The sequence below is a fragment of the Actinokineospora fastidiosa genome (assembly GCF_014648415.1).
In the GTDB taxonomy this organism is placed as follows: Bacteria; Actinomycetota; Actinomycetes; order Mycobacteriales; family Pseudonocardiaceae; genus Actinokineospora; species Actinokineospora fastidiosa.
On record NZ_BMRB01000001.1, the window covers coordinates 1,754,074 to 1,776,497 of the forward strand.

Genomic DNA, 22,424 nt, shown 5'->3' on the forward strand with positions numbered 1-22,424 from the left:
CCTATCGTCCGACGATTCCCTGTCTCCGCCATGACCGCGGTCCTATCGCTGCGCGCGTCCACGACGTTAGCGGCTACCCGAGGGTGCCGCCGAACGGGGTAGCGTCAGTCGGCTGTCGGATGGCTGTCATTCAGTGGTTTGTCAGCGCTTTGTCCAGGCGCTAACGATAGTAAAAGCCTTGTCCGACAACGTATGTGGGGGCTCGGAGCGCGGTCTGGACGTGCTTGACTTCGGGTACGCAGCGTGGTCATCATTCTGATGGGACTCAGCCATACGAAGACAAGTTCGTATCCTGATACAGCGCAGAGGTTTAACACGAGGGGACCGCAGACATGGACGTGCAGCACAGGCCAACGATCCACCTTGTCGGGGAGCGCTTCTCGGCCTTCGCCGCCAACGACGGCGTGGCCACCGTCAACCGGTTCATCGGAAACATCCGCGGTGGTTTATATGACGATCTGCCCCATCCCGTGCGGCTCGGCGCCGGTCAGGGCGTGGACGCGTCCGACTGGGAGGTCGTGGCCGCGGAGCTGGCCAGGCGGGGGCTGCTGAGCGGGTTCCACCTGCCCGCGGTCCCGGTCGTCGTGCCCGCCGACCTGGTGCACAAGCGCAGCCAGGAGAACGTGATGCTGGCCGACGCCCGCCGCAGGGGCCCGTCGCGGCTGGCCGCGCGGCTGAACCTGTCCGACATGAACGAACTGGTCCTCGACCACGTGACCGGCCAGCACGTCGCGGGCATGGTCCTGATCGAGGCGGCCCGCCAGCTCATGCACCTGGCCAACCACGAGCTCGTCGTCGACGGCGACGCCCACTCCTTCGTGCTGTGCTCGCTGGCCGCGGGCTTCGAGGGCTACGTGTTCCCGCTGGGCGTGGACCTGGAGTGCGCGCTGACCCGGCTGGACACCTCCAAGCCCGCCCGGCAGGACTACAGCGCCGAGGTGCTCATCAGCCAGGGCGGGCAGACCCGGGCGCGGGTGCGCGCGGAGTACCAGATCGTGCGGACCCGCTCGCTGACCCGGCAGGAGGCCATGCTGGCCGCCAAGGCCGCCGCGTCGGCCGAGCCGGACGTCCCGCCCCGCGTCTGCGCGGCCCCGGTGGCCCTGCGCGGCGAGCGCGTCCCCACCACCGCGTCATGACCGACATGCTCAGCCGCGCCGAGGAGATCCGCGCGCGCATCCGCGACGTCCCCGCCGGGACCTGGGTCAAGTGCCCCGGCTGCCGGGCAGGCGCGCACCGCGACCGGCTCGCGCGGCACCAGAACACCTGCCCCGAGTGCGGCCACCACTACCCGCTGACCGCGGGCGAGCGCGTCGACCTGCTGGTGGACACCTTCACCGAGCACGACGCCGACCTGCGCCCGCTGGACCCGCTGGAGTTCGTCGACAGCAAGCCGTACCCGGCCCGGGTGCGCGACGCCGCCCGCAAGACCGGCCGCCAGGACGCCGCGGTGTGGGGCGTCGGCTCGGTGCTGGGCCACCCGGTCGTGCTGTGCGTGCTGGACTTCGGCTTCATGGGCGGCAGCATGGGCGCGGTCGTGGGCGAGAAGGTCAGCCGCGCTGCCGAGCACGCGCTGGCCACGCGGACCCCGCTGGTCGTCTGCTCGGCCTCCGGCGGCGCGCGCATGCAGGAGGGCGTGTTCTCCCTGCTGCAGATGGCCAAGACCGCCGCCGCCCTCCGCAGGCTGTCCGACGCTGGCGTGCCGTACGTGTCCGTCCTGTGCGACCCGGTCTACGGCGGCGTGAGCGCGTCGTTCGCCAGCCTGGGCGACATCATCATCGCCGAGCGCGGCGCCCGCGCGGGCTTCGCCGGGCCGACGGTCATCGAGCAGACCATCCGGCAGAAGCTCCCGCCCGGCTTCCAGACCGCCGAGTTCCTCCTGGAGAACGGCCACATCGACGCCGTCGTCGGCCGCGCCGAACTCCGCCTGACCATCGCGCGCGTCCTGCGCTGGCACGCCGCGGCGACGTCCCCGCCCGAGCCGTCCGACACCGCCCACACTGCGGGAACCCCCGTCTCCGGTGCTCCCGCCGGGAGCGCGTGGGACGTGGTTCGGCTGGCGAGGGAAGGTCGCAGGCCGCACTTCGCCGAGTACGCCGCCGGGGTGTTCGACGACTTCCTCGAACTGCGCGGCGACCGGTCCAAGGAGGACGATCCGTCCGTCGTGGGCGGACTGGCCCTGTTCGACGGGGCCGCCGTCGTCGCCATCGGGCACCGCAAGGGCAGGGGGACCGCCGAGGGCGTCGCCCGGAACTTCGGGATGCCGCACCCCTCCGGCTACCGCAAGGCCGCCCGGCTGATGCGGCTCGCCGAGCGGGTCGGCGCGCCGCTGGTGACGTTCGTGGACACCCCCGGGGCCTACCCCGGCATCCGCGCCGAGCAGGAGAACCAGAGCGGCGCCATCGCCGACAACCTCGCGCTGCTGGCCGGGCTGCGCACGCCGGTCGTGTCCATCGTGGTGGGCGAGGGCGGCAGCGGCGGCGCGCTCGCGCTCGGTGTCGCCGACCGGCTGGTCATGCTGGAGAACACGATCTACTCCGTGATCAGCCCGGAGGGGTGCGCGTCCATCCTGTTCAAGGACGCGGGCCGCGCGCCGGAGGCCGCCGAGGCGTTGCGGCTGACCGCGGCGCACCTGCACGCCGCGGGCGTGGCCGACCGGATCGTGCCCGAGCCGCCCGGCGGCGCGCACACCGACCACGAGGCGACGTTCGCGGCCGTGCGCGCCGCGCTGAGCGCGGAACTGGCCCCGCTGCGGCAGGTCCCGCTCGCGGAGCTGCTGGACCGCAGGTACCGCAGGCTGCGCTCGGCGGGCACCTTCGCCGACGCCGACACCGAAAGGCTGTAGATCATGTCACCTCTGGACGCGGCCCAGCTCAGCGAGGTCCCCCGGCTGAACCGGCGCACCGCGCAGACCGACGAGGTCGCCGCCGCGCTCGCCGGGGCGGGGCAACTCGCGGAGATCCTGCGCCGCACCGGCGCTGCCCGGATCGCGGTGACCGTCGGCGACATCCAGTGGGAGGTCGAGGCGCCCACGGCCGAGACGACCGTGGTGGCCGCCGCCGCGCCCGCGCCGGAGCCCGTCGCCGACGCGGTGGCGCTCGGCCACGACCTGACCGCCCCGCTCGTCGGCGTGTTCTACCGCCAGCCCGGGCCGGGCAAGGCCCCGTACGTCGAGGTGGGCGACCGGGTCGAGACCGGGCAGCAGGTGGCCATCGTCGAGGCCATGAAGATGCTCAACGAGGTCGTCGCCGACCGGCCCGGCGTCATCGGGGCGGTGTACCCGGCCGACGGCGACGTCGTCGAGTTCGGGCAGCCGCTGTTCCGCATCGACCCGGCGTGAGGCGGACATGGTCGACAAGATCCTGGTCTGCAACCGCGGCGAGATCGCCGTCCGGGTCATCCGGGCCTGCCGCGAGCTGGGCATCCCCAGCGTCATCGCCTACTCCGCCGCCGACCGCGACTCCCGGGCCGTCGCCCTGGCCGACGAGGCCGTGTGCGTCGGGCCGGGCCCGTCGCCGCGCAGCTACCTGAACGTGCCCGCGCTGATCCACGCCGCGGAGAAGACCGGGGCCGACGCCGTGCACCCCGGCTACGGGTTCCTGTCCGAGGACGCCCAGTTCGCGTCCGTGTGCCAGGACCTGGGCATCACCTTCATCGGCCCGCCGCCGGACGTCATCACCGCGATGGGCGACAAGACCAACGCCCGCCGGGCCATGGCCGCCGCCGGGCTGCCGCTGCCCTCGGGCAGCGAGGAGCCGCTGTCGGGCGCGACCGAGGCGCTGGAGCGCGCCGCGGCCGTGGGCTACCCGGTCATCCTCAAGGCCGCCGCCGGGGGCGGCGGCAAGGGGATGCAGGTCGTCCACCGCGCCGACGACCTGCCCGCCGCGCTCGCCGAGGTGCAGCAGACGGCGCGCACGATCTTCCTCGACGACCGGGTCTACCTGGAGCGGTTCGTGACGGGCGCCCGGCACGTGGAGGTCCAGGTCCTCGGCGACAACCACGGCACCATCGTCCACCTGGGCGAGCGCGACTGCTCGATCCAGCGCCGCCAGCAGAAGCTGGTGGAGGAGTCGCCGTCCACCGTGCTCAGCGAGTCGATGCGCGCGGAGATCTGCGCCGCCGCGGTGACCGGCGCGGCCGCGGCCGGGTACCGCAGCGCCGGGACGGTGGAGTTCCTGGTCGCGGGCGACGAGTTCTACTTCATGGAGATGAACAGCCGCATCCAGGTCGAGCACCCGGTGACCGAGGTCCGCAGCGGCATCGACCTGGTGGCGTGGATGATCCGGGTGGCATCGGGCGAGCGATTGGCGTTCACCCAGGACGACATCGCGCTGTCCGGCCACGCGATCGAGTGCCGGATCAACTCCGAGGACGCCGCCCGGGACTGGGCGGGCTCCTTCGGCCGCCTGGAGCGGTTCGTCCCGCCCGCCGGGCCCGGGGTGCGCGTGGACACGCACGGGTTCCCGGGGTACAAGATCCCGCCGTACTACGACTCCCTGCTGGCGAAGGTGATCGTGCACGCCGACTCGCGCGAGGAGGCGCTGGCCCGCATGGACCGCGCCCTCGCCGAGTTCGACTGCGCCGGTGTGTCGACGACCATCGGCTTCCACCGTGAGCTCATGTCCCACGCGACGTTCCGCGCTGGCACGCACCGGCTCGATTTCGTCGACCGGTTCCTGACCGAGTCCGGGACCCTGCGGGAGGCGCCTGTGGAGTGAATCCGATCGCCGGAATCATGGGTGGCCAGGGCGCGGGAGTCTCTCCCGCGCCCTGGTCTTCTTCACTGCCTGTCCAGCTCGACGGCCTGCGTGATGTAGTCGCCCAGCGCGGCGCGGTCGATGTCGTCGGGCTTCTTGAGCTTGACGTGCCTCGTCTTCTTGCCGACGCCGTCGAGCAGGCCGTGGGCGTCGGTGAACTCGGCGCCGCGGTCGAAGGCGAAGGTGATGTGCGTCTTGGCGGCGCTGACGATCGCCAGGTTCTTGGCGCCCCGCCAGGCGAGGGACCCATAGGCGATCACCTCCTGGGCGTCGGGGGCGTGCTGCTTCATCAGCTCGCGAAGGATGGCCACGGTGGGCCGGTGGGCGGGCGCTACGCGCGTCTCGATGTACTCGTCGACGGTCATGGCGGTCTCCGTTCAGGCGGTTTCCGGTTCAGTTGGCGGGCATGGCCATGTGCATGGCCTCCCAGAGGTGTCCGTCGAGGTCGGTGAAGGCGCGGCGGTAGAGGAAGCCGAGGTCGGTGGGCTCGCCTGCGGCCTGGCCGCCCGCGGCGACGGCGGCGTCGGCCAGCTCGTCGACCCGCTCGCGGCTCTCGGCGCCGACGGCCAGGACCACCTCGGCGCCCGCCTCGGCGATGTCCTTGTTCGTGAAGGACTTGAAGTAGGGCTCGGTGAGGAGCAGGACGGATGTGTGGTCGTTGACGACCATGGCCTCCATGTTCTCGTCGGCGAACATCGGGTTGAAGGCGAAGCCGAGCGCGGTGAAGAAGCCCTTCGCGGCGGCCAGGTCGCGCACGGGGAGGTTGACGAACAGCTGCGTGGTCATGGGGGTTCCTTTCGCGATCACTGGAACCGAGGCTATAGTCATGGGTGTTGATAGTCAAGGATCGTGACTAATTGGAGCCGCCCATGACCCGCGAGCCCGACCTGGCCATGCTCGCAGGCAAGCTGCTGTTCTCCCTGCAACAGGAACTCTTCGACACCCTCGCCGAGCAGGGCCACCCGGACGTGCGCCCCCGCCACGGCGCCGTGCTGGCCTACCTGGACCCCGAGGGCGCCCGCGCGACAGACCTGGCCCAGCGCTCCGGCCAGCACAAGCAGATCGTCGGCACGATCGTCGACGAACTGGAGAAACTCGGCTACGTCCGCCGCGCCCCCGACCCGGCCGACCGCCGCGCGAAACTCGTCGTCCCCACCGAGCACGGGATCGACGAGATCACCAAGGCCCGCGCCATCCTGGCCGCCATCGAGAACCGCCACCGCGAGGAGATGGGAGGGGAGGCGTACGCGGCCTTCAAGGAGGCCTTCCACCAGTTGGTCCGCCGCCAACGGGGGTGGCGGGACGCGGAGGGGAAGTAGGCCGGGCGGCGTGGTGGCTCGCCGGTCCGTTTCGGTGCGGAAGGCGAGCCGACTCATCGGGTCACGCTCGACATGGTCGGGCACGAAGTGCTGCGGGCGACCCGGTGAACCGCCCGTGCCAGGGCGCGATGGGCCTGCTTCGGCGAAGGAGCGCCGTTGTGGGCTCGGGCGGGGCCGTGTTGTCGGAGGCGGGGAGGTGTCGCCGCGGGCCCGTCGGCGGCCGTCGTGCCGGAGGGCCTGCTTTCGGCGAGGGAATGCCGCCGCCTGCTCATCGGGCGGGGTTCGCCTGGGGCCGACTTCTGGGAGGGCGTCGGTCCGGAAGAACGCCGCCGACGAGCGTTGGCGCTCGTCGGCGGGGGTGGGTCAGGAGTTGGTGTGGGCCGGGACCGGTCGGGGTTGGAGGGCGGGGTCGTGGGCGAGGATGGCCATCTGGCACTTCTGCAGCACCGGGGACGGCTCCACGCCCAGTTCGTCCATGAGGCGGTTGCGCATGCGCTGGTACGCCGCGAGCGCGTCGCGCTGGCGGCCGCCTCGGTAGAGGGCGACCATGAGTTGCTGGCACAGCCGCTCGTTCAGCGACTCGCTCTCCACCAGTTCGCTCAGTTCGGCGACGATCTCGTTGTGGCGGCCGATCTTCAGCTCCGCCTCGAACAGCCGCTCCAGCGCCGCGGCGCGGTACTCCTTGTAGCGCACGGCCGCTGCCTGGCAGATGAAGCCGCCGAGGTTGCCGCCGAAGGTCGGGCCGCGCCACAGCGTCAGGGCGTCGCGCAGCTTGGTGATCATCTCGTACGGGCTCAGCGCCGTGTTCGCCCGCACGTCCAGCAGGGCGTGGGTGAAGATGTCGGCGTCGAAGGTGTCGTCGTTGAGGCAGAGGCGGTATCCCGACGGCATGCTCAGGAACCGGGGCGCGGTCTCGTCCGGGTCGACGGACCGCAGCCGCCTGCGCAACCGGCTGATATGCGCCTGTAACGCGTTCTCCGCGTTGCGCGGGGGGTTGTGTTCCCACAGCTCCCCGATGAGCGAGTCGGTCAGGACCAGGCGGTCGTGGTTGACCAGCAGGGCGGCCAGCAGCGTGCGCTGGAACGTCCCGTTGATCTCGACGGGTTCCCCCTCTGCCTGAACCTCGATCGGACCGAGGATTCGGTAGGTCAGCATGGTCAACTCCTGTGGCTGGTCGGGCGACGGCCGGACCGCTGGTACCTTCGAATGCTTCCATGTATCAGGACTCTGATGCAAGGCGTATCCCGATGGTAAACGGATTCGCCGGTGCGGTGCGCGAGGTTTGGGCCGATGTGTCCGCCCTGGTCAGTCCGGCATCAACTCCCCGTCAGGCCGGACGTTGAGCATCGGTGCCGTGCCGAACCGTCAACCCCGATGAGGTAGCGATGTTCCTTCACGGAAAGCGATTGCTCGTCACCGGCGTGGTGTCGACCAAGTCCATCGCCTACGCCGCGGCGCGGCTGGCGATCGAGCAGGGCGCGCAGGTCACGCTGACCGGGTTCGGCCGAGGACTGCGGATCACCCAGCGGCTCGGCGACGACCTCGGCGCCGAGGTGCTGGAGCTCGACGTCACCCAGCCCGACCACATCACCGCGGCCGTGCGGCGGATCGAGGAGAAGTGGGGCGGCCTCGACGGCATCCTGCACTCCATCGCCTACGCCCCCGGTGACGCCCTCGACGGCGGCTTCCTCACCGCCGAGTGGGAGCACGTCGCCACCGCGCTGCACGTGTCGACCTACTCCTACGCGGCGCTGGCCAGGGCGTTCGCCCCGCTGATGCCCGGCGGCTCGATCGTCGGCCTCGACTTCGACGCCAGCGTCGTCTGGCCGGGCTACGACTGGATGGGCGTGGCGAAGGCGGGCCTGGAGAGCGCCAACCGCTACCTCGCCCACGCGCTCGGCCCGCAGGGCATCCGGGTGAACCTCATCGCCTCCGGCCCGCTGCGCACGATCGCGGCGAACGCGATCAAGAGCTTCGGGGTGTTCGAGACCGTCTGGCGCGAGCGGGCCCCGCTGGGCTGGGACGAGGAGGACGCCACGCCCGTCGGCCGCGCGGTCTGCGCGCTCTGGTCGGACTGGCTGCCCGCGGTGACCGGCGAGGTCATCCACGTCGACGGCGGCGTGCACGCCGTCGGCGGGACCGTGCCCGCCGCGGCGGCCGCGCCCGAGCAGCAGCACGAGATAGCCGCGGTCCGATGAGCATCCCGCTGAGCGAGCTGGAGTCCCACGCGGGCCGCGAGCTGGGCGTGTCGGACTGGTACCCGCTGACGCAGGAGGTCGTCGACCAGTTCGCCGAGGCGACCCGCGACTTCCAGTGGATCCACGTGGACCCGGTGCGCGCCGCGGACGGCCCGTTCGGCGGGCCGATCGCGCACGGGATGCTGACGCTGTCGATGCTGCCCGCGATGGTCACCGACACCTTCGCCGTCGACGGCGCTGACCTGATCATCAACAAGGGCTTCGACAAGGTGCGCCTCGGCAAGCCGGTGCCCGTCGGCTCGCGGGTGCGGGGCGCGGTCCGGTTGACCGGGGTCCGGCCAAGGCCCAAGGGCTACACCGAGGTGACCCTCGGCGTCTCCGTCGAGGTCGAGTCCGCCGAGGGCGCTGCCCTCACCGCCGAGATGATTTTCCTGTACCACGCGGAGGCGGCATGATCCCCCAGGCCAGGGCCGCGCTGCGCAAGCTCGCCTCCGGCGTCGCCGTGCTGACCTACCGCGACGGCGAGCACGCCCACGGGGCCACCGTCAGCTCGGTGAGCGCCGTGTCGCGCGACCCGCTGCTGCTGGCGATCTGCCTCGGCACCGGCTCCCGCTTCGGCGAGCTCGTCGGCACGCCCGGCGCGCGCTTCGCGGTCAACATCCTCGGCGCGGGGCAGGCCAGGCTGGCGGGCTGGTTCGCCGACCCGCGCCGCCCGCTCGGCCTGGTCCAGTTCGACTGCGTCGACTGGCTGCCCGACGGGTTCAGCGGCGCGCCGCTCATCGACGGCTCGCTGGCGCGGCTGGGCTGCGAGGTCCGGTCGGTCACGCTCGCGGGCGACCACCACCTGGTCGTCGCCGAGGTCGTCACCGGCGTCCCCGGGGACGGGCCGCCGCTGCTCAGCTTCGCCGGACAACTGCACGACGGGGATCTGCGCAGCCTGCCGGAGCGGCAGGCCCACCCGTACGCCCTTGAGGAGGAACCCATGGGAGCCGCCCGATGACCGCCGCCGTCGTGACCGGGGTGGGCGCCGCCATCCCGCCGCGCGTCGTCACCAACGACGACCTCGCTGGCTACCTCGACACCTCCGACGAGTGGATCCGCTCGCGGACCGGCATCGCGTCCCGGCGCTGGGTCGACCCCGGGATGTCCACCGGCGACCTGGCCGTCGCCGCGGGCGAGCTGGCCCTGCGCTCGGCGGGCATCGATCGGGTGGACGCGGTCGTCGTCGCCACGACCACGCCCGACCGGCTGTGCCCGGCGACCGCGCCGGAGGTGGCGACCCGGCTGGGCATGACGGGTGTCTCCGCGCACGACGTCAACGCCGTCTGCACCGGCTTCCTGTACGGCCTGGCCAGCGCGGTGGGCCTCATCGCCGCGGGCAACGCCCAGACCGTGCTGATGATCGGCGCGGAGGCGTTCTCGACCATCCTCGACCCGCAGGACCGCAGCACCGCGGTGATCTTCGCCGACGGCGCGGGCGCGGTCGTGCTGCGCGCGGGCTCCCCGGACGAGCCGGGTGCGGTCGGCCCGATCGTGCTGGGCAGCGACGGCAGCCTGTCGGACCTGATCCAGATCCCGGCGGGCGGCTCCCGCCAGCGCTCGGCGGGCACGCTCGCGCCGCCGGAGGACCACTTCTTCCAGATGCGCGGCCGCGAGGTGTACCGGCACGCGGTGGAGCGCATGGCGGCCTCGGCGCAGGAGGCGATGGTCAAGGCCGGGCTGTCGATGGCCGATGTGGACAAATTCGTCCCGCACCAGGCCAACAACCGCATCTCGGTCGCCGTCGGCGAACGCCTCGGCCTCGTGCCCGCGCAGACCGTGTCCAATGTGGACCACATGGGCAACACGGCGGCGGCCTCGATCGGCGTCCTGCTCGCGGAGGCGTCGGTGGACGGCGAACTCCACGCGGGCGAACGCCTCCTGCTGACGGCGTTCGGCGGCGGTCTGACCTGGGGCGCCACGACGTTGGTCTGGCCCGCTTTGACCGCCCACATGACGGTCCTGCCGCGTCCGGTCAGCGCGGTGGCGGTGTAGCCACGCGACTCCTCGCCGCGGCAGGCAACGGCGCCCGTTCATCAACCCGAACGGCGGATCCTCCCATCCGGCTGCTGTGCCGGTGTTCAATAAGCGGCACGGGAGGTGGGCGTGGACGGACAGGCGCCGCGGGCGGGGTCGCGGGAGCAGGGGCGCATGCTGGGGGTGCTGCGGGACGAGGGCGCGTTGTCGAGGGTGGCGCTCGGGGAGCGGTTGGAGTTGCCCCGGGCTCGGTTGGCCGCGGAGTTGGGCAGGCTGATCGACGACGGGCTCGTGGAGGTCGGGGGTCCGGCCGCGAGTCGGGGCGGGCGGCGGTCCACGCTGGTGCACCTCGCGGATGACCTGCGGGTGATCGGGATCGACGTGGGGGCGACCTCCATCACCGCGGCCGTCACAGACGGGCGGTGCGAGGTGTTGGCCTCCGCGAGCGAGGAGTGCGACGTCCGGCTCGGGCCCGTCGAGGTGTTGCGGCGCGCCCGCGAGCTGGCCGCGCGCACCGCAGCGCGGGCGCCGGGGCGGCTCATCGGGGCGGGGATCGGGCTTCCCGGGCCGGTCAGCTTCCGGGACGGCATGCCGGTCGCGCCGCCGATCATGCCCGGGTGGGACCGCTATCCGGTGCGCGACGAGCTGGCGAGCGCGCTCGGATGTCCGGTCACCGTGGACAACGACGTCAACGTCATGGCGCTCGGCGAGCGGCACGCCGGGGTGGCGCGCAGCCTGGACGACCTGATCTTCGTCAAGGTGGGCACCGGCATCGGCTGCGGCATCGTCCTCGGCGGACGGGTCTACCGCGGCGTCGCTGGCACCGCGGGCGACATCGGGCACGTGCGGCTCGACGACTTCGGCCCGCCCTGCGCGTGCGGGGAGGTCGGCTGCCTCGAGGCGTACTTCGGCGGCGCGGCCCTGGCCCGCGACGGCCTGACCCTCGCCCGCACCGGCCGCTCGCCCGTGCTGGCCGAGACCCTGGCCGCCACCGGCTCGCTCACCGCGCGCGACGTCGGCACCGCGGCCGCGTCCGGCGACTTCGCCGCGGCCAGCCTGGTCCGCGAGGGCGGGCGCAGGCTGGGGCAGGTCGTCGCCTCGCTGGTCAGCTTCCTCAACCCCGGGATGGTCGTCATCGGCGGCGGCGTCTCCCGGCTCGGCCACGCCCTGCTCGCCGAGGTCCGCAGCGCGGTCTACCGGCGCTCGCTCCCGCTGGCCACCGGCAACCTCCCCATCGTCCTCTCCGAACTCGGCGACGACGCGGGCGTCATCGGCGCTGCCTGGTCGGCGACCGAGCGCGCCTTCATGAGCCCGGCGTGAGGTGCACCGCCCAGTCGCCGGTGGACCGCTGGGCCTCGACGGACACCGTCACCCGCTGACCGGGCCGCACATGCGGCACGTCGATCCCGCCCAGGACGTGGGGCGTGTAGTCCAGGTCATGTGTCTGACACCGGGACCGCCTGCCCGCCCGCAGCCGGGCGCGCACCGCGTCGAACCGCGCCGCCGCGCCGGGGTCCTCGGGCAGCCGCGAGCGCTCGTCCGGCAACTCCGCCAGGTTCACCGGACCACCGCCACGGCTCAGGGTCACCGTGCACCGGCGCCACACCGGCCACGCCTTCGCCAGCGCCCGTCTGCACCAAGTCCTCGCTCGCGCGCCCTGTGGCCTCCTTCGACAGTGACCTCCCCTCGGTCGCAGCCGATGGTTGCGTGGCACAGAAGTGACTGTCACAAACTCGCCATCGGCGAGGATTCGGCAATGTGAAAGACAGGTTTCGGCTGTTAGGCGCACACTTTTGCTGATCATCAGCAAAAGTTGCGCCGGAACGCTGCTCTCTTCGGACTATTGCGAGCGATATCGCTGGTGAATCAGGCTGCCGCCTGTGAGGTCAGCCACCAGGAGGAGGCCGATTTGCTGCTGGCGATGACGGGGATCGGCAAGAGCTTCCCCGGCGTGCGCGCGCTCGACGGGGTCGACCTGGTGGTCGAGCCCGGGGAGGTGCACTGCCTGCTGGGCCAGAACGGCGCGGGGAAGTCGACCCTGATCAAGGTGCTGGCCGGGGCCCACCAGCCCGACGAGGGCGAGATCCGGTGGCAGGGCGAGCCGGTCCGGCTGTCGTCGCCGGTCGCGGCGCTGCGGCTGGGGGTGGCCACCATGTACCAGGAGCTGGACCTGGTGCCCGGCGTCTCGGTCGCGGAGAACATCTTCCTCGGCCACGAGCCCGCCCGGTTCGGCTTCGCGCGCAAGGCCGCGGCGCGCACCGCGACCGCGGCCCTCATGCGCAGGCTCGGCCACCCGGAGATCCACCCCGACCGCGAGGTCGGCACCCTCTCGGCCGCGGGCCAGCAGCTGGTCTCCATGGCCCGCGCCCTGGCCCACGACGCCCGGCTGATCGTCATGGACGAGCCCACCGCCGCGCTGGCCTCCGACGAGGTGGACAACCTCTTCCGCATCGTCGCCGAGCTGACCGCCGACGGCGTCGCCATCGTCTACATCTCCCACCGCCTCGAGGAGATCCGCCGCATCGGCAGCCGGGTCACCGTGATCAAGGACGGCCGCACGGTCGCCACCGGCCTGCCCGCCGACACGCCCACCGCCGAGCTGGTCGACCTGATGTCCGGCCGCAAGGTCGAGACCGTGTTCCCGCACCGCGATGAGACCACTGTGGACCCCACCACCGAGGTGCTGCGGGTGGAAGGACTCAGCCGCAGGGGCGAGTTCGCCGACGTGGGCTTCACCGTGCACGCCGGGGAGATCGTCGGCATCGCGGGCCTGGTCGGCGCGGGCCGCAGCGAGATCCTGGAGACGATCGCGGGCGCCCGCAGGCCCGACAAGGGCACGGTCACCGTCGACGGCAAGCGGCTGCGGCCCGGCAGCGTCGGCGCCGCTGTCCGCGCGGGCGTCGGCCTGGCGCCCGAGGAGCGCAAGAGCCAGGCCCTGCTGCTCGACCTGCCGCTGGCGCACAACGTGACCCTGGCGAGCCTGCCCGCCTACAGCACCGCCGGTTACCTCGACCGCGCGCGCGAGCACCGCGACGCCAAGGCGACCCTGGAGCGCCTCGAGCTGCGCCCCGCCGACCCGCGCAGGCTGGTCGGCACCTTCTCCGGCGGCAACCAGCAGAAGGCCGTCGTGGCCCGCTGGCTGGTGCACGGCTGCCGGGTCCTGCTGCTGGACGAGCCGACCCGGGGCGTCGACGTCGGCGCGCGCGCCGAGCTCTACCGGCTCATCCGCGAACTGGCCGCGTCCGGCGTCGCCGTGGTCCTGGTGTCCAGCGAGGTGCCCGAGGTGCTCGGCCTCGCCGACCGGGTGCTGGTGCTGCGCGAGGGCCACGTGGTCGCCGACCGACCCGCCGACGACCTCACCGAGGCCGCGGTTCTCGACTGTGTCATGGAAGGGCATGTCATGACAGGCAGCGCGCATGCCCTCGACCCCGAGGAGGCGATCTGATGGCCGCGCCGGAGCAGACGGCGGTGCGGGCGGAGACCCCCGCGCCCCTGGCGCCGACCAAGTCCGCGAGCAGGCTCGACCTGCGGCTGGCCGGGCTGCTGGGCGTGTTGGTCCTCCTGTGCGTCGTCGGGTACGTCACCCGACCGGAGAGCTTCCTCACCGAGGCCAACATCTCCACCATGCTGCGCTTGGCCGCCGCCATCGGCGTGGTCAGCGTCGGCATGACGTTCGTGATCATCAGCGGCGGCATCGACCTGTCGGTCGGCTCGATCGTCGCGCTGGCCAGCGTCTGGGCGACCACGCTGGCCACCCAGGCCTACGGCCCGGTCGTGATGGTGCTGTGCGCGCTGCTCGTCGGGCTCGCCTGCGGCATGGTCAACGGGGTCCTGATCTCCTACGGGAAGATAGTCCCGTTCATCGCGACCCTGGCGATGTACGCCTCCGCGCGCGGCCTGGCCGAGCGGATCTCCGGGCGGCGCACGCAGGTCGTCAGCGAGACCGGGTTCACCGACTTCTTCCGCGGCGACTTCCTCGGCGTGCCGATCCTGATCTGGATGCTGGCGCTGGTGTTCGCCGTCGGGTGGGTCCTGCTCAACCGCACCACCTTCGGCAGGCGCACCTTCGCCGTCGGCGGCAACGCCGAGGCCGCCCGGCTCGCGGGCATCGACGTCAAGCGGCACACCGCGCTGGTCTACGGCATCGCCGGGCTCTGCTGCGGCATCGCCGCGATCATGGTCATCGCCCGCACCACCTCCGGCGCGTCCACCAACGGCCTGTTCTACGAGCTGGACGCGATCGCCGCGGTCGTCATCGGCGGCACGCTGCTCAGCGGCGGGCGCGGCACGCTGATCGGCACGCTGATCGGCGTCCTGATCTTCACCGTGCTCAACAGCATCTTCACCCAGAACAACCTCGACACCGACATCCAGAACATCGCCAAGGGCGTGATCATCGTCGCCGCGGTGCTGCTGCAGCGCACGACCTCCCGGCGCAACGCCGACAAGACCTGACCTTCCCCGCACCATCCACTCCACCCGCACACACCGCTGGAGATTCGCCATGCCCTCATTCGACCGCCGCAAGTTCCTGTGGGGCTCCACCGCCGTCGGCGCGTCCGCGGTCCTGGTCGGCTGCACCTCCAACGAGGCGCCCGGCAGCACGAACACCGCCGCCGTCGCGGGCCAGACGGGGGAGAACAGCGCCCCCGGCGCGCCCGTGACCATCGGCTTCTCCGCCCCCGCCGCCGACCACGGCTGGATGGCGGCCATGACGAAGAACGCCCGCGCCCAGGCCGAGCAGTTCTCCGAGGTCACCTTCAAGGCCACCGAGGGCACCAACGACGTCAACCAGCAGATCGCCCAGGTCGAGACGCTGATCAACGAGGCCGTCGACGTGCTGGTGATCCTGCCCTTCGACGGCAAGGCGCTCACCGCCGTGGGCAAGCAGGCGATGGACGCGGGCATCCCCGTGATCAACGTGGACCGGGTGTTCGACACCGCGCTCGCGTACCGGACCTGGATCGGCGGCGACAACTACCGCATGGGCGTCAACGCGGGCAACTACATCGGCCAGCAGATGAAGGCCAAGAACATCGCCAACCCGGTGATCGGCGAGGTCGCGGGCATCGACTCGCTGCCGCTGACCCAGCAGCGCAGCAAGGGCTTCGCCGACGCGCTGGCCGGGCACGGCTTCAAGGTCGGGCCGAGGGTGTCGGCGCAGTTCACCCCGGAGTCCGGCGAGCAGCAGACGGCGAACCTGCTGCAGGGCGCGCCCAAGCTGGACGCGCTGTGGAACCACGACGACGACCAGGGCATCGGCGTGCTGGCCGCGATCGACAGCGCCAGCCGCAGCGAGTTCATCATGGTCGGCGGCGCGGGCTCGAAGAACATGATGGACCTGATCAAGGCCGACTCCGGCGTGGTCAAGGCGACCGTGCTCTACAGCCCCTCGATGGCGTCGTCGGCGATCGCGCTGGCCCGCCTGCTGGGCCAGAGCAAGGGGCTGGGCGACCTCGCCGAGCACGAGGTCCCCGCGTCCATCACCACGTATTCCGCGGTGGTCACCAAGGAGAACGTCGACCAGTACATGGACGTGGGCTTCGATTCCTAAGCAGACCGAACGTCGGAGTGCGCGAGACAGTGACGGAGGGCGAGGGATGGTAGGGGAAATCGGCGTCGGGATGATCGGGCACGCGTTCATGGGCGCCGTGCACTCCCAGGCGTGGCGCAGCGTGCACCGGTTCTTCCCGGTGGCGCTGACGCCTCGGCTGGCGGTGCTGTGCGGCCGGGACGCGGCCCGGACCCGGGACGCGGCGGCCAGACTGGGCTGGGCGGCGGTGGAGACCGACTGGCGGGCGGCGGTCGCGCGGGAGGACGTGCAGCTGGTCGACATCTGCACGCCGGGGGACACCCACGCCGAGATCGCGCTGGCCGCGCTGGCCGCGGGCAAGCACGTGCTGTGCGAGAAGCCGCTGGCCAACTCCGTCGCCGAGGCCGAGGCGATGGCCGCCGCGGCGGAGGCGGCCGCGGCCAAGGGCGTGCGGTCGATGGTGGCGTTCAACTACCGCCGGGTCCCCGCGCTCGGCCTGGCGCGGCGGCTGGTGGCCGAGGGGCGGCTCGGCGACATCCGGCACGTGCGCGCGGTGTACCTGCAGGACTGGCTCTCCGACGAGACCGCGCCGATGACCTGGCGGCTGCGCAAGGACAAGGCGGGCTCGGGCTCCCTCGGCGACCTCGGCGCGCACATCGTCGACGCCGCCCAGTGGGTCACCGGCCAGAACGTCAGCGGCGTCTCGGCGATCTCGGAGACGTTCGTCCGCAACCGCCCGTCGGACGAGGGCAGCGGCGAGGTGACCGTGGACGACGCCGCGCTGTTCCTCGCCCGCTTCTCCGGCGGCGCCATCGGCTCCTTCGAGGCCACCCGGTACGCGCTCGGGCGCAAGAACGCGATGCGGCTGGAGATCAACGGCAGCCGGGGCAGCATCGCGTTCGACTTCGAGTCCATGAACGAGCTGCGGTTCTTCGACGGCGACGACGCGGGCGCCGAGGCCGGGTTCCGCCGGATCCTGGTGACCGAGCCCGAGCACCCGTACGTCGGCGCGTGGTGGCCGCCGGGCCACCTGCTCGGCTACGAGCACACCTTCACCCACGAGGTCTCCGACCTGCTGGAGGCGATCGCGACCGGGAGCGATCCCGCGCCCGGGTTCGCCGAGGGGCTGCAGGTGCAGCGGGTGCTCGCGGCGGTGGAGGACAGCGCGGCCGCCGGTTCGGTGTGGACTCCCGTCGGGACGGCCGGCCCGTCGGGCAACGGCCGGGCGGAGATGACGGGGGCGGCGGTCAGCTGACCCTCGGGGCGCCGCAGCCCCCGGCGTGCGGGCCGGGGGCTGCGGCAGAGGACGGAAAGGAGTCGAAGCCCTTCCCGGCGTTCCCACCAGTGGTGTCGCGATCCCCGCCGGACAACAGGACCGGCGCATGAGATTCACCGGAGAACGAGGAGATCGTACCTGTGCGAGGCAAGAGAAGTCGCAGTCAACCGTTGCGGGCGGGCATAGCCGCGCTCGCTTTCGCCACAGGGCTGAGCGGGTTGGTGCTCACCGCGGCCCCGGCATCGGCCCACGGCGCCCACGTGCTGGTCTTCTCCAAGACCGCCGGGTTCCGCCACGACTCCATCCCCGACGGCGTCGCCGCCATCACCGAGCTCGGCGCCGAGAACGGCATCGAGGTCGAGGCTACCGAGGACGCTGCCGCGTTCACCGACGAGAACCTGGCGAAGTACGCCGCCGTCATCTGGCTGTCCACGACCGGCGACGTGCTGAACGACGAGCAGCAGGCGGCCTTCGAGCGCTACATCGAGGGCGGCGGCGGGTACGCGGGCGTGCACGCCGCGGCCGACACCGAGTACACCTGGCCGTGGTACGGCGAGCTCGTCGGCTCCTACTTCAAGTCCCACCCGCACATCCAGGAAGCCGACGTGCTGGTCGAGGACCACGACCACGCCTCGACCGCGCACCTGCCGGACACCTGGACCCGCACCGACGAGTGGTACAGCTACCAGTCCAACCCGCGCGGCCGGGTGAAGGTCCTCGCCGCGCTGGACGAGACCAGCTACACCCCGACGGACCCCAGCGGCGACCACCCGATCGTGTGGTGCCACGGGATGGGCGAGGGCCGCTCCTGGTACACCGGCATGGGCCACACCAAGGAGTCCTACGCCGACGCCGACTTCCGCGCGCACCTGCTCGGCGGCATCCGCTACGCCGCGGGCCTGGCCGCGGCCGACTGCGCCCCCGACCCGGACGCCCCGCCGACCGACGCCGACTTCGACCAGGTGACCCTGGCCCGCGGCGAGGAGAAGACCGGCGAGCCGATCGCGCTGGCCGTGCTGCCCGACCGCAAGGTCCTGCACACCTCCCGCGACGGCCGCGTCTGGCTGACCACCCCCGAGGCCACGACCACGCTGGCCGGGCGCATCCCGGTCTACAACCACGACGAGGACGGCCTGCAGGGCGTCGCCGTCGACCCCGACTTCGAGACCAACCGCTGGGTGTACCTCTACTACGCCCCGCCGCTGGACACCCCGGCAGGCGACGCGCCCACCGACGGCACCGCGGCGGACTTCGCGCCGTTCAAGGGCCACAACCTGCTCTCCCGGTTCAAGCTGAGCACCGAGGGCGTCCTGGACGTCGCCAGCGAGCAGCAGATCCTGCAGGTGCCCGCCGACCGCGGCATCTGCTGCCACGCGGGCGGCGAGATCGACTTCGACGCGCAGGGCAACCTGTACCTGTCCACCGGCGACGACAGCAACCCGTTCGCCTCCGACGGCTACACCCCGATCGACGAGCGCGCGACCCGCAACCCGGCCTACGACGCGCAGCGCACCTCGGGCAACACCAACGACCTGCGCGGCAAGATCCTGCGCATCAAGGTGCAGGAGGACGGCGGCTACACCGTCCCGGACGGCAACCTGTTCGCGCCCGGCACGGAGAAGACCCGGCCCGAGATCTACGCCATGGGCTTCCGCAACCCGTTCCGGTTCGCCGTGGACAAGGCGACCGGGTGGATCCACCTGGGCGACTACGGCCCGGACGCCGGGTCGCCGAACCCCGCCCGCGGCCCCGGCGGCACCGTCGAGTTCAACCTGGTGAAGGGCCCGGGCAACTTCGGGTGGCCGTACTGCGTCGGTGACAACCAGCCGTTCGTGGACTACGACTTCGCCACCGGGACCTCCGGGCAGCCGTTCGACTGCGCTGCCCCGAAGAACACCAGCCCGAACAACACCGGCCTGGTCGACCTGCCGCCTGCCCAGCCTGCCTGGATCCCCTACGACGGCGGTTCGGTGCCGGAGTTCGGCACCGGCGGCGAGTCGCCGATGGGCGGCCCGACCTACCACTTCGACCCGGCGAACGAGACGGTCACGAAGTTCCCCGAGTTCTACGACGGCAAGAACTTCGCCTACGAGTGGGACCGCGGCTGGATCAAGACCATCGACGTCGGCCCGGAGGGGGAGCGCGGCGCCATCGCGCCGTTCTTCGACTCCATGCAGCTGACCCGGCCGATGAACCTGGAGTTCGGCCCCGACGGCTCGCTGTACGTGCTCGACTACGGCAGCGGCTACTTCGGCGGCGCGCCGGACTCGGCCGTCTACCGCATCGACTACACCCGGGGCAACCACACCCCGGTCGCCCAGCTGAGCGCCGACAAGACCAGCGGCCCCGCGCCGCTGACGGTGACCTTCGACCCGGCGGGCACGTCCGACGAGGACGGTCACGAGCTGACCTACGCCTGGGACCTCGACGGCGACGGCACGACCGACTCGACCGAGGCCGGTCCGGTGACGCACACCTACGACGCCATCGGCCAGTACAGCGCCAAGCTGTCGGTCACCGACCCGACCGGGCTCACCGGCTCGGCCAGCGTGGTGATCAACGTGGGCAACACGGCGCCCACGGTGAAGATCAACGCGCCCGCCGACGGCACGGTGTTCTCCTTCGGCGACGAGGTGCCGTTCTCGGTGACCGTGACCGACCCCGAGGACGGGGAGATCGACTGCTCGAAGGTGACCGTGGAGTACATCCTCGGCCACGACAGCCACGGCCACCCGCTGTCGCGGGAGACCGGCTGCGAGGGCACGATCGCCACGCCGTCCGACGGCGGCCACGGCGCGGACGCCAACATCTTCGGCGTCATCAACGCCTCCTACACCGACGGCGGCGGCGACTCCGGCGCGGCGCCGCTCACCGGCTCCGACGAGATCGTCCTGCAGCCCAAGACCAAGCAGGCGGAGTTCTTCACCACGCACACCGGGGTCCAGGTCGTCGAGGCGGGCGGCGCGGCGGGCAACAAGCGCGTCGGCTACATCGACAACGGCGACTGGATCATGTTCGACCCGGTGAACCTCGCCGGGGTCGGCGGCATCGGCTACCGGGTGTCCTCCGGCGGCGCGGGCGGGATCATGGAGGTGCGCTCCGGCTCGCCCGACGGCCCGCTGGTGCAGTCGGTCTCGGTGGGCAACACCGGCGGCTGGGACACCTACGCCGACATCCCGGTCGCGCCGATCACCGACCCGGGCGGCACGCACCCGCTGTACCTGGTGTTCAAGGGCTCGGGCACGGGCGGGCTGTTCGACGTCGACGAGATCCGCTTCGAGACCGGCGACGTCGCCCCGCGCACGTCGCTGCCCGCTGAGTCGTTCGACGAGGCCGCCGGAATCAGCATGATCGAGGATGCGGCGGCCCAGGACGGTCGACAGGTTGGCGATGTGCACAACGGTGACTGGATCGCCTTCGACGGGATGGACCTGTCGCAGGTGACCGGCATCGGGTACCGGGTCGCGTCCGACACCGCGGGCGGCGTCATCGAGGTCCGCGCCGACGCGCCGGACGGCGAGCTGCTGCAGACCGTCACGGTGGGCAACACCGGCGGCTGGCGCAGCTACGCCACGCTGCCGCCCGCCCCGGTGACCGACCCGGGCGGCGCGCACCGGCTGTACTTCGTGTTCCGCGGCGGCGACGGCCCGCTGTTCGACGTGGACACGATCACCTTCGACGGCACCCTCGTGCGCTCCTGCCAGCCGCAGACGCCGGAGGAGGGCTACCGCAGCCTCTACAACGGCACCGCGGAGTCCCTTGAGGGATGGCGGATGGCCGGGCCGGGCTCCTTCGCGCAGGAGAACTGCTCGATGCGGTCCGTCGGCGGCATGGGCCTGCTCTGGTTCCCGGAGGAGTTCACCGCCTACAGCCTGCGCATGGACTGGAAGATGGCCGGGGACGACAACTCCGGGGTGTTCATCGGCTTCCCCGACCCGGGCGACGACCCGTGGGTCGCGGTGGACACCGGCTACGAGATCCAGATCGACCCGACCGACGCGCCCGACCGCACGACCGGCGCCGTCTACTCCTTCCAGAGCGCCGACATCCCCGCACGGGACGCCGCGCTCAAGCCCGCGGGCCAGTGGAACGCCTACGAGATCACCGTGACCGGCCAGACGATCAAGGTGTTCCTCAACGGCGCGCTGATCAACGAGTTCACCAGCACCGACCCGGCCCGTGACCTCACCCAGGGGCACATCGGCCTGCAGAACCACGGCAACGGCGACGACGTGTGGTTCCGCAACGTGCGCATCAAGGAACTCGACGTCACCGCGCCCACCACCACGGCGACGACCGACCCGGCGCCCGCCGCGTCCGGCTGGCACACCGCCGCGCCGGTCACGGTGACGCTGACCGCGAACGAGGACGGCGCCACCGAGTACCGCACCGGCGCGGAGTGGACGGCCTACACCGGCCCGTTCGCGCTCGGTGAGGGCGTGCACACGGTGGAGTACCGCTCGACCGACGCGTCCGGCAACGTCGAGCAGACCAGGACCCTTGAGGTCAAGGTCGACGCCACCGCCCCGCTGACGACCGCGGGCGCGGGCCCGGAGTGGAACGACGGCGACGTCTCGGTGGCGCTGAGCGCCGCAGACGAGGTCTCCGGCGTGGCGGGCACGGAGTGGAGCCTCGACGGCGGCCCGTGGACGGCCTACACCGGACCGGTCCCGGTCTCCGGCGACGGCGAGCACACGCTGCTCTACCGCAGCCGCGACACCGCGGGCAACGTCGAGACCGACAAGGCAGCGACCATCAAGATCGACGCCACCGCGCCGACCCTGCTGGTCTCCGGCGTGGCGGAGGGCCGGGTCTACGGCGACTCCGCCGACGTGGTGGTCACCTGGTCCGGCGCGGACGAGACCTCCGGGCTGCGCTCGGTCACCGGCAGGCTCGACGGCGCCGCGCTCGCCTCCGGCGATTTGGTCGCGCTGCACACGCTGCCGCTGGGCACGCACGAGCTGGTGGTCACGGCCGTCGACAACGCGGGAAACCGCACCGTCAGCCGAATCCCGTTCGCCACGACCACGTCCCTGCGGGACATGGGCCTGCTCCTCGACCGGTTCCTGGCCACCGGCCGCATCTCCGCGGTGGAGTACCAGGACCTGTCGAAGCAGCTCGCCAAGGCCCGCAAGGCCGAGGCCCGGGGCGACGACCGCAAGGCCGCGCGCGAGCTGGAGAAGTTCAAGCAGCGGGTGGCGACGGTAACGGACCAGGCGGTTCGAGCGGTCCTCACTCGGGACGCCGACCACGTGATCGGCGTCGTGACCGGCGCCGCCGACGGCAGGAGGTCCGGCCGCCGGTAGTCATGGCAGGGTCGGGGGGAGC

The 22,424-nt window shown here is 72.0% G+C and carries 19 protein-coding genes; 15 read left to right on the forward strand and 4 right to left on the reverse strand.

Annotated elements, in window-relative coordinates; all coding sequences use genetic code 11:
- Positions 1-332: 332 nt before the first annotated feature.
- From IEY98_RS08440 to IEY98_RS08455, 4 genes are read left to right on the forward strand one after another with little or no spacing between them, the layout of a single operon-like run.
- Positions 333-1,136 (forward strand): AfsA-related hotdog domain-containing protein, encoded by an 804-nt coding sequence (locus IEY98_RS08440; protein WP_189209646.1) that lies wholly within the window; start codon positions 333-335, stop codon positions 1,134-1,136.
- A 5-nt stretch (positions 1,137-1,141) separates the two neighbouring features.
- Positions 1,142-2,842 (forward strand): acetyl-CoA carboxylase carboxyltransferase subunit alpha, encoded by a 1,701-nt coding sequence (locus IEY98_RS08445; RefSeq protein WP_189210143.1) that lies wholly within the window; start codon positions 1,142-1,144, stop codon positions 2,840-2,842.
- A gap of 3 nt (positions 2,843-2,845) precedes the next feature.
- Complete coding sequence (locus IEY98_RS08450) at positions 2,846-3,337, forward strand: acetyl-CoA carboxylase biotin carboxyl carrier protein (protein ID WP_189209647.1); 492 nt, start codon at positions 2,846-2,848, stop codon at positions 3,335-3,337.
- A gap of 7 nt (positions 3,338-3,344) precedes the next feature.
- Positions 3,345-4,715 carry an acetyl-CoA carboxylase biotin carboxylase subunit gene (locus tag IEY98_RS08455; protein WP_189209648.1) on the forward strand — a complete coding sequence of 457 codons (1,371 nt, stop codon included), beginning with the start codon at positions 3,345-3,347 and terminating at the stop codon, positions 4,713-4,715.
- Between the two features lie 62 nt (positions 4,716-4,777).
- On the opposite strand, the gene IEY98_RS08460 is transcribed toward IEY98_RS08455, so the two are convergent.
- Both IEY98_RS08460 and IEY98_RS08465 read right to left on the reverse strand, forming a co-directional pair.
- The gene (locus IEY98_RS08460) at positions 4,778-5,119 is read right to left on the reverse strand and encodes a DUF1801 domain-containing protein (protein WP_189209649.1); all 342 of its coding nucleotides are present in this window, start codon (positions 5,117-5,119) and stop codon (positions 4,778-4,780) included.
- A gap of 28 nt (positions 5,120-5,147) precedes the next feature.
- Positions 5,148-5,540, reverse strand: a complete 393-nt coding sequence (locus IEY98_RS08465; RefSeq protein WP_189209650.1) for a VOC family protein — start codon at positions 5,538-5,540, stop codon at positions 5,148-5,150.
- A gap of 83 nt (positions 5,541-5,623) precedes the next feature.
- Here IEY98_RS08465 and IEY98_RS08470 point away from each other — a divergent pair, with 83 nt between their 5' ends.
- Complete coding sequence (locus IEY98_RS08470) at positions 5,624-6,073, forward strand: MarR family winged helix-turn-helix transcriptional regulator (protein ID WP_189209651.1); 450 nt, start codon at positions 5,624-5,626, stop codon at positions 6,071-6,073.
- A 363-nt stretch (positions 6,074-6,436) separates the two neighbouring features.
- Here the strand turns inward: IEY98_RS08470 and IEY98_RS08475 are convergent, their stop codons facing one another.
- Positions 6,437-7,228: an AfsR/SARP family transcriptional regulator gene (locus tag IEY98_RS08475; protein ID WP_189209652.1), complete on the reverse strand. Its 792-nt coding sequence runs from the start codon at positions 7,226-7,228 to the stop codon at positions 6,437-6,439.
- A gap of 230 nt (positions 7,229-7,458) precedes the next feature.
- Here IEY98_RS08475 and fabI point away from each other — a divergent pair, with 230 nt between their 5' ends.
- The 5 genes from fabI (at position 7,459) to IEY98_RS08500 (ending at position 11,607) form a co-directional block, all read left to right on the forward strand.
- Entirely contained in the window at positions 7,459-8,271 is an 813-nt protein-coding gene (fabI, locus tag IEY98_RS08480; RefSeq protein ID WP_189209653.1) for an enoyl-ACP reductase FabI, read from the forward strand.
- Positions 8,268-8,726 carry a MaoC family dehydratase gene (locus tag IEY98_RS08485; protein WP_189209654.1) on the forward strand — a complete coding sequence of 153 codons (459 nt, stop codon included), beginning with the start codon at positions 8,268-8,270 and terminating at the stop codon, positions 8,724-8,726. Before fabI ends, IEY98_RS08485 begins: the two co-directional genes overlap by 4 nt.
- Complete coding sequence (locus IEY98_RS08490) at positions 8,723-9,271, forward strand: flavin reductase family protein (protein WP_189209655.1); 549 nt, start codon at positions 8,723-8,725, stop codon at positions 9,269-9,271. Before IEY98_RS08485 ends, IEY98_RS08490 begins: the two co-directional genes overlap by 4 nt.
- On the forward strand, positions 9,268-10,305 hold the full coding sequence (locus IEY98_RS08495) for a beta-ketoacyl-ACP synthase III (RefSeq protein WP_189209656.1): 1,038 nt from the start codon (positions 9,268-9,270) through the stop codon (positions 10,303-10,305). Before IEY98_RS08490 ends, IEY98_RS08495 begins: the two co-directional genes overlap by 4 nt.
- Before the next feature lie 156 nt (positions 10,306-10,461).
- Positions 10,462-11,607: an ROK family transcriptional regulator gene (locus tag IEY98_RS08500; protein WP_189210144.1), complete on the forward strand. Its 1,146-nt coding sequence runs from the start codon at positions 10,462-10,464 to the stop codon at positions 11,605-11,607.
- Here the strand turns inward: IEY98_RS08500 and IEY98_RS08505 are convergent.
- The gene (locus IEY98_RS08505; RefSeq protein ID WP_189209657.1) at positions 11,591-11,848 is read right to left on the reverse strand and encodes a hypothetical protein; all 258 of its coding nucleotides are present in this window, start codon (positions 11,846-11,848) and stop codon (positions 11,591-11,593) included. The two genes, IEY98_RS08500 and IEY98_RS08505, sit on opposite strands and share 17 nt — an antisense overlap.
- A gap of 360 nt (positions 11,849-12,208) precedes the next feature.
- Here IEY98_RS08505 and IEY98_RS08510 point away from each other — a divergent pair, with 360 nt between their 5' ends.
- The 5 genes from IEY98_RS08510 to IEY98_RS08530 all read left to right on the forward strand — a co-directional run bounded on the left by IEY98_RS08510 (position 12,209) and on the right by IEY98_RS08530 (position 22,402).
- Entirely contained in the window at positions 12,209-13,732 is a 1,524-nt protein-coding gene (locus IEY98_RS08510) for a sugar ABC transporter ATP-binding protein (RefSeq protein ID WP_189210145.1), read from the forward strand.
- Complete coding sequence (locus IEY98_RS08515; protein ID WP_189209658.1) at positions 13,732-14,742, forward strand: ABC transporter permease; 1,011 nt, start codon at positions 13,732-13,734, stop codon at positions 14,740-14,742. Before IEY98_RS08510 ends, IEY98_RS08515 begins: the two co-directional genes overlap by 1 nt.
- 49 nt (positions 14,743-14,791) lie before the next feature.
- On the forward strand, positions 14,792-15,841 hold the full coding sequence (locus tag IEY98_RS08520; protein WP_189209659.1) for a substrate-binding domain-containing protein: 1,050 nt from the start codon (positions 14,792-14,794) through the stop codon (positions 15,839-15,841).
- A gap of 46 nt (positions 15,842-15,887) precedes the next feature.
- A complete protein-coding gene (locus tag IEY98_RS08525; RefSeq protein ID WP_229786684.1) occupies positions 15,888-17,075 on the forward strand; it encodes a Gfo/Idh/MocA family protein in 1,188 nt (395 codons plus the stop codon).
- 191 nt (positions 17,076-17,266) lie between these two features.
- Positions 17,267-22,402, forward strand: a complete 5,136-nt coding sequence (locus IEY98_RS08530) for a ThuA domain-containing protein (RefSeq protein ID WP_189209660.1) — start codon at positions 17,267-17,269, stop codon at positions 22,400-22,402.
- Positions 22,403-22,424 lie beyond the last annotated feature (22 nt).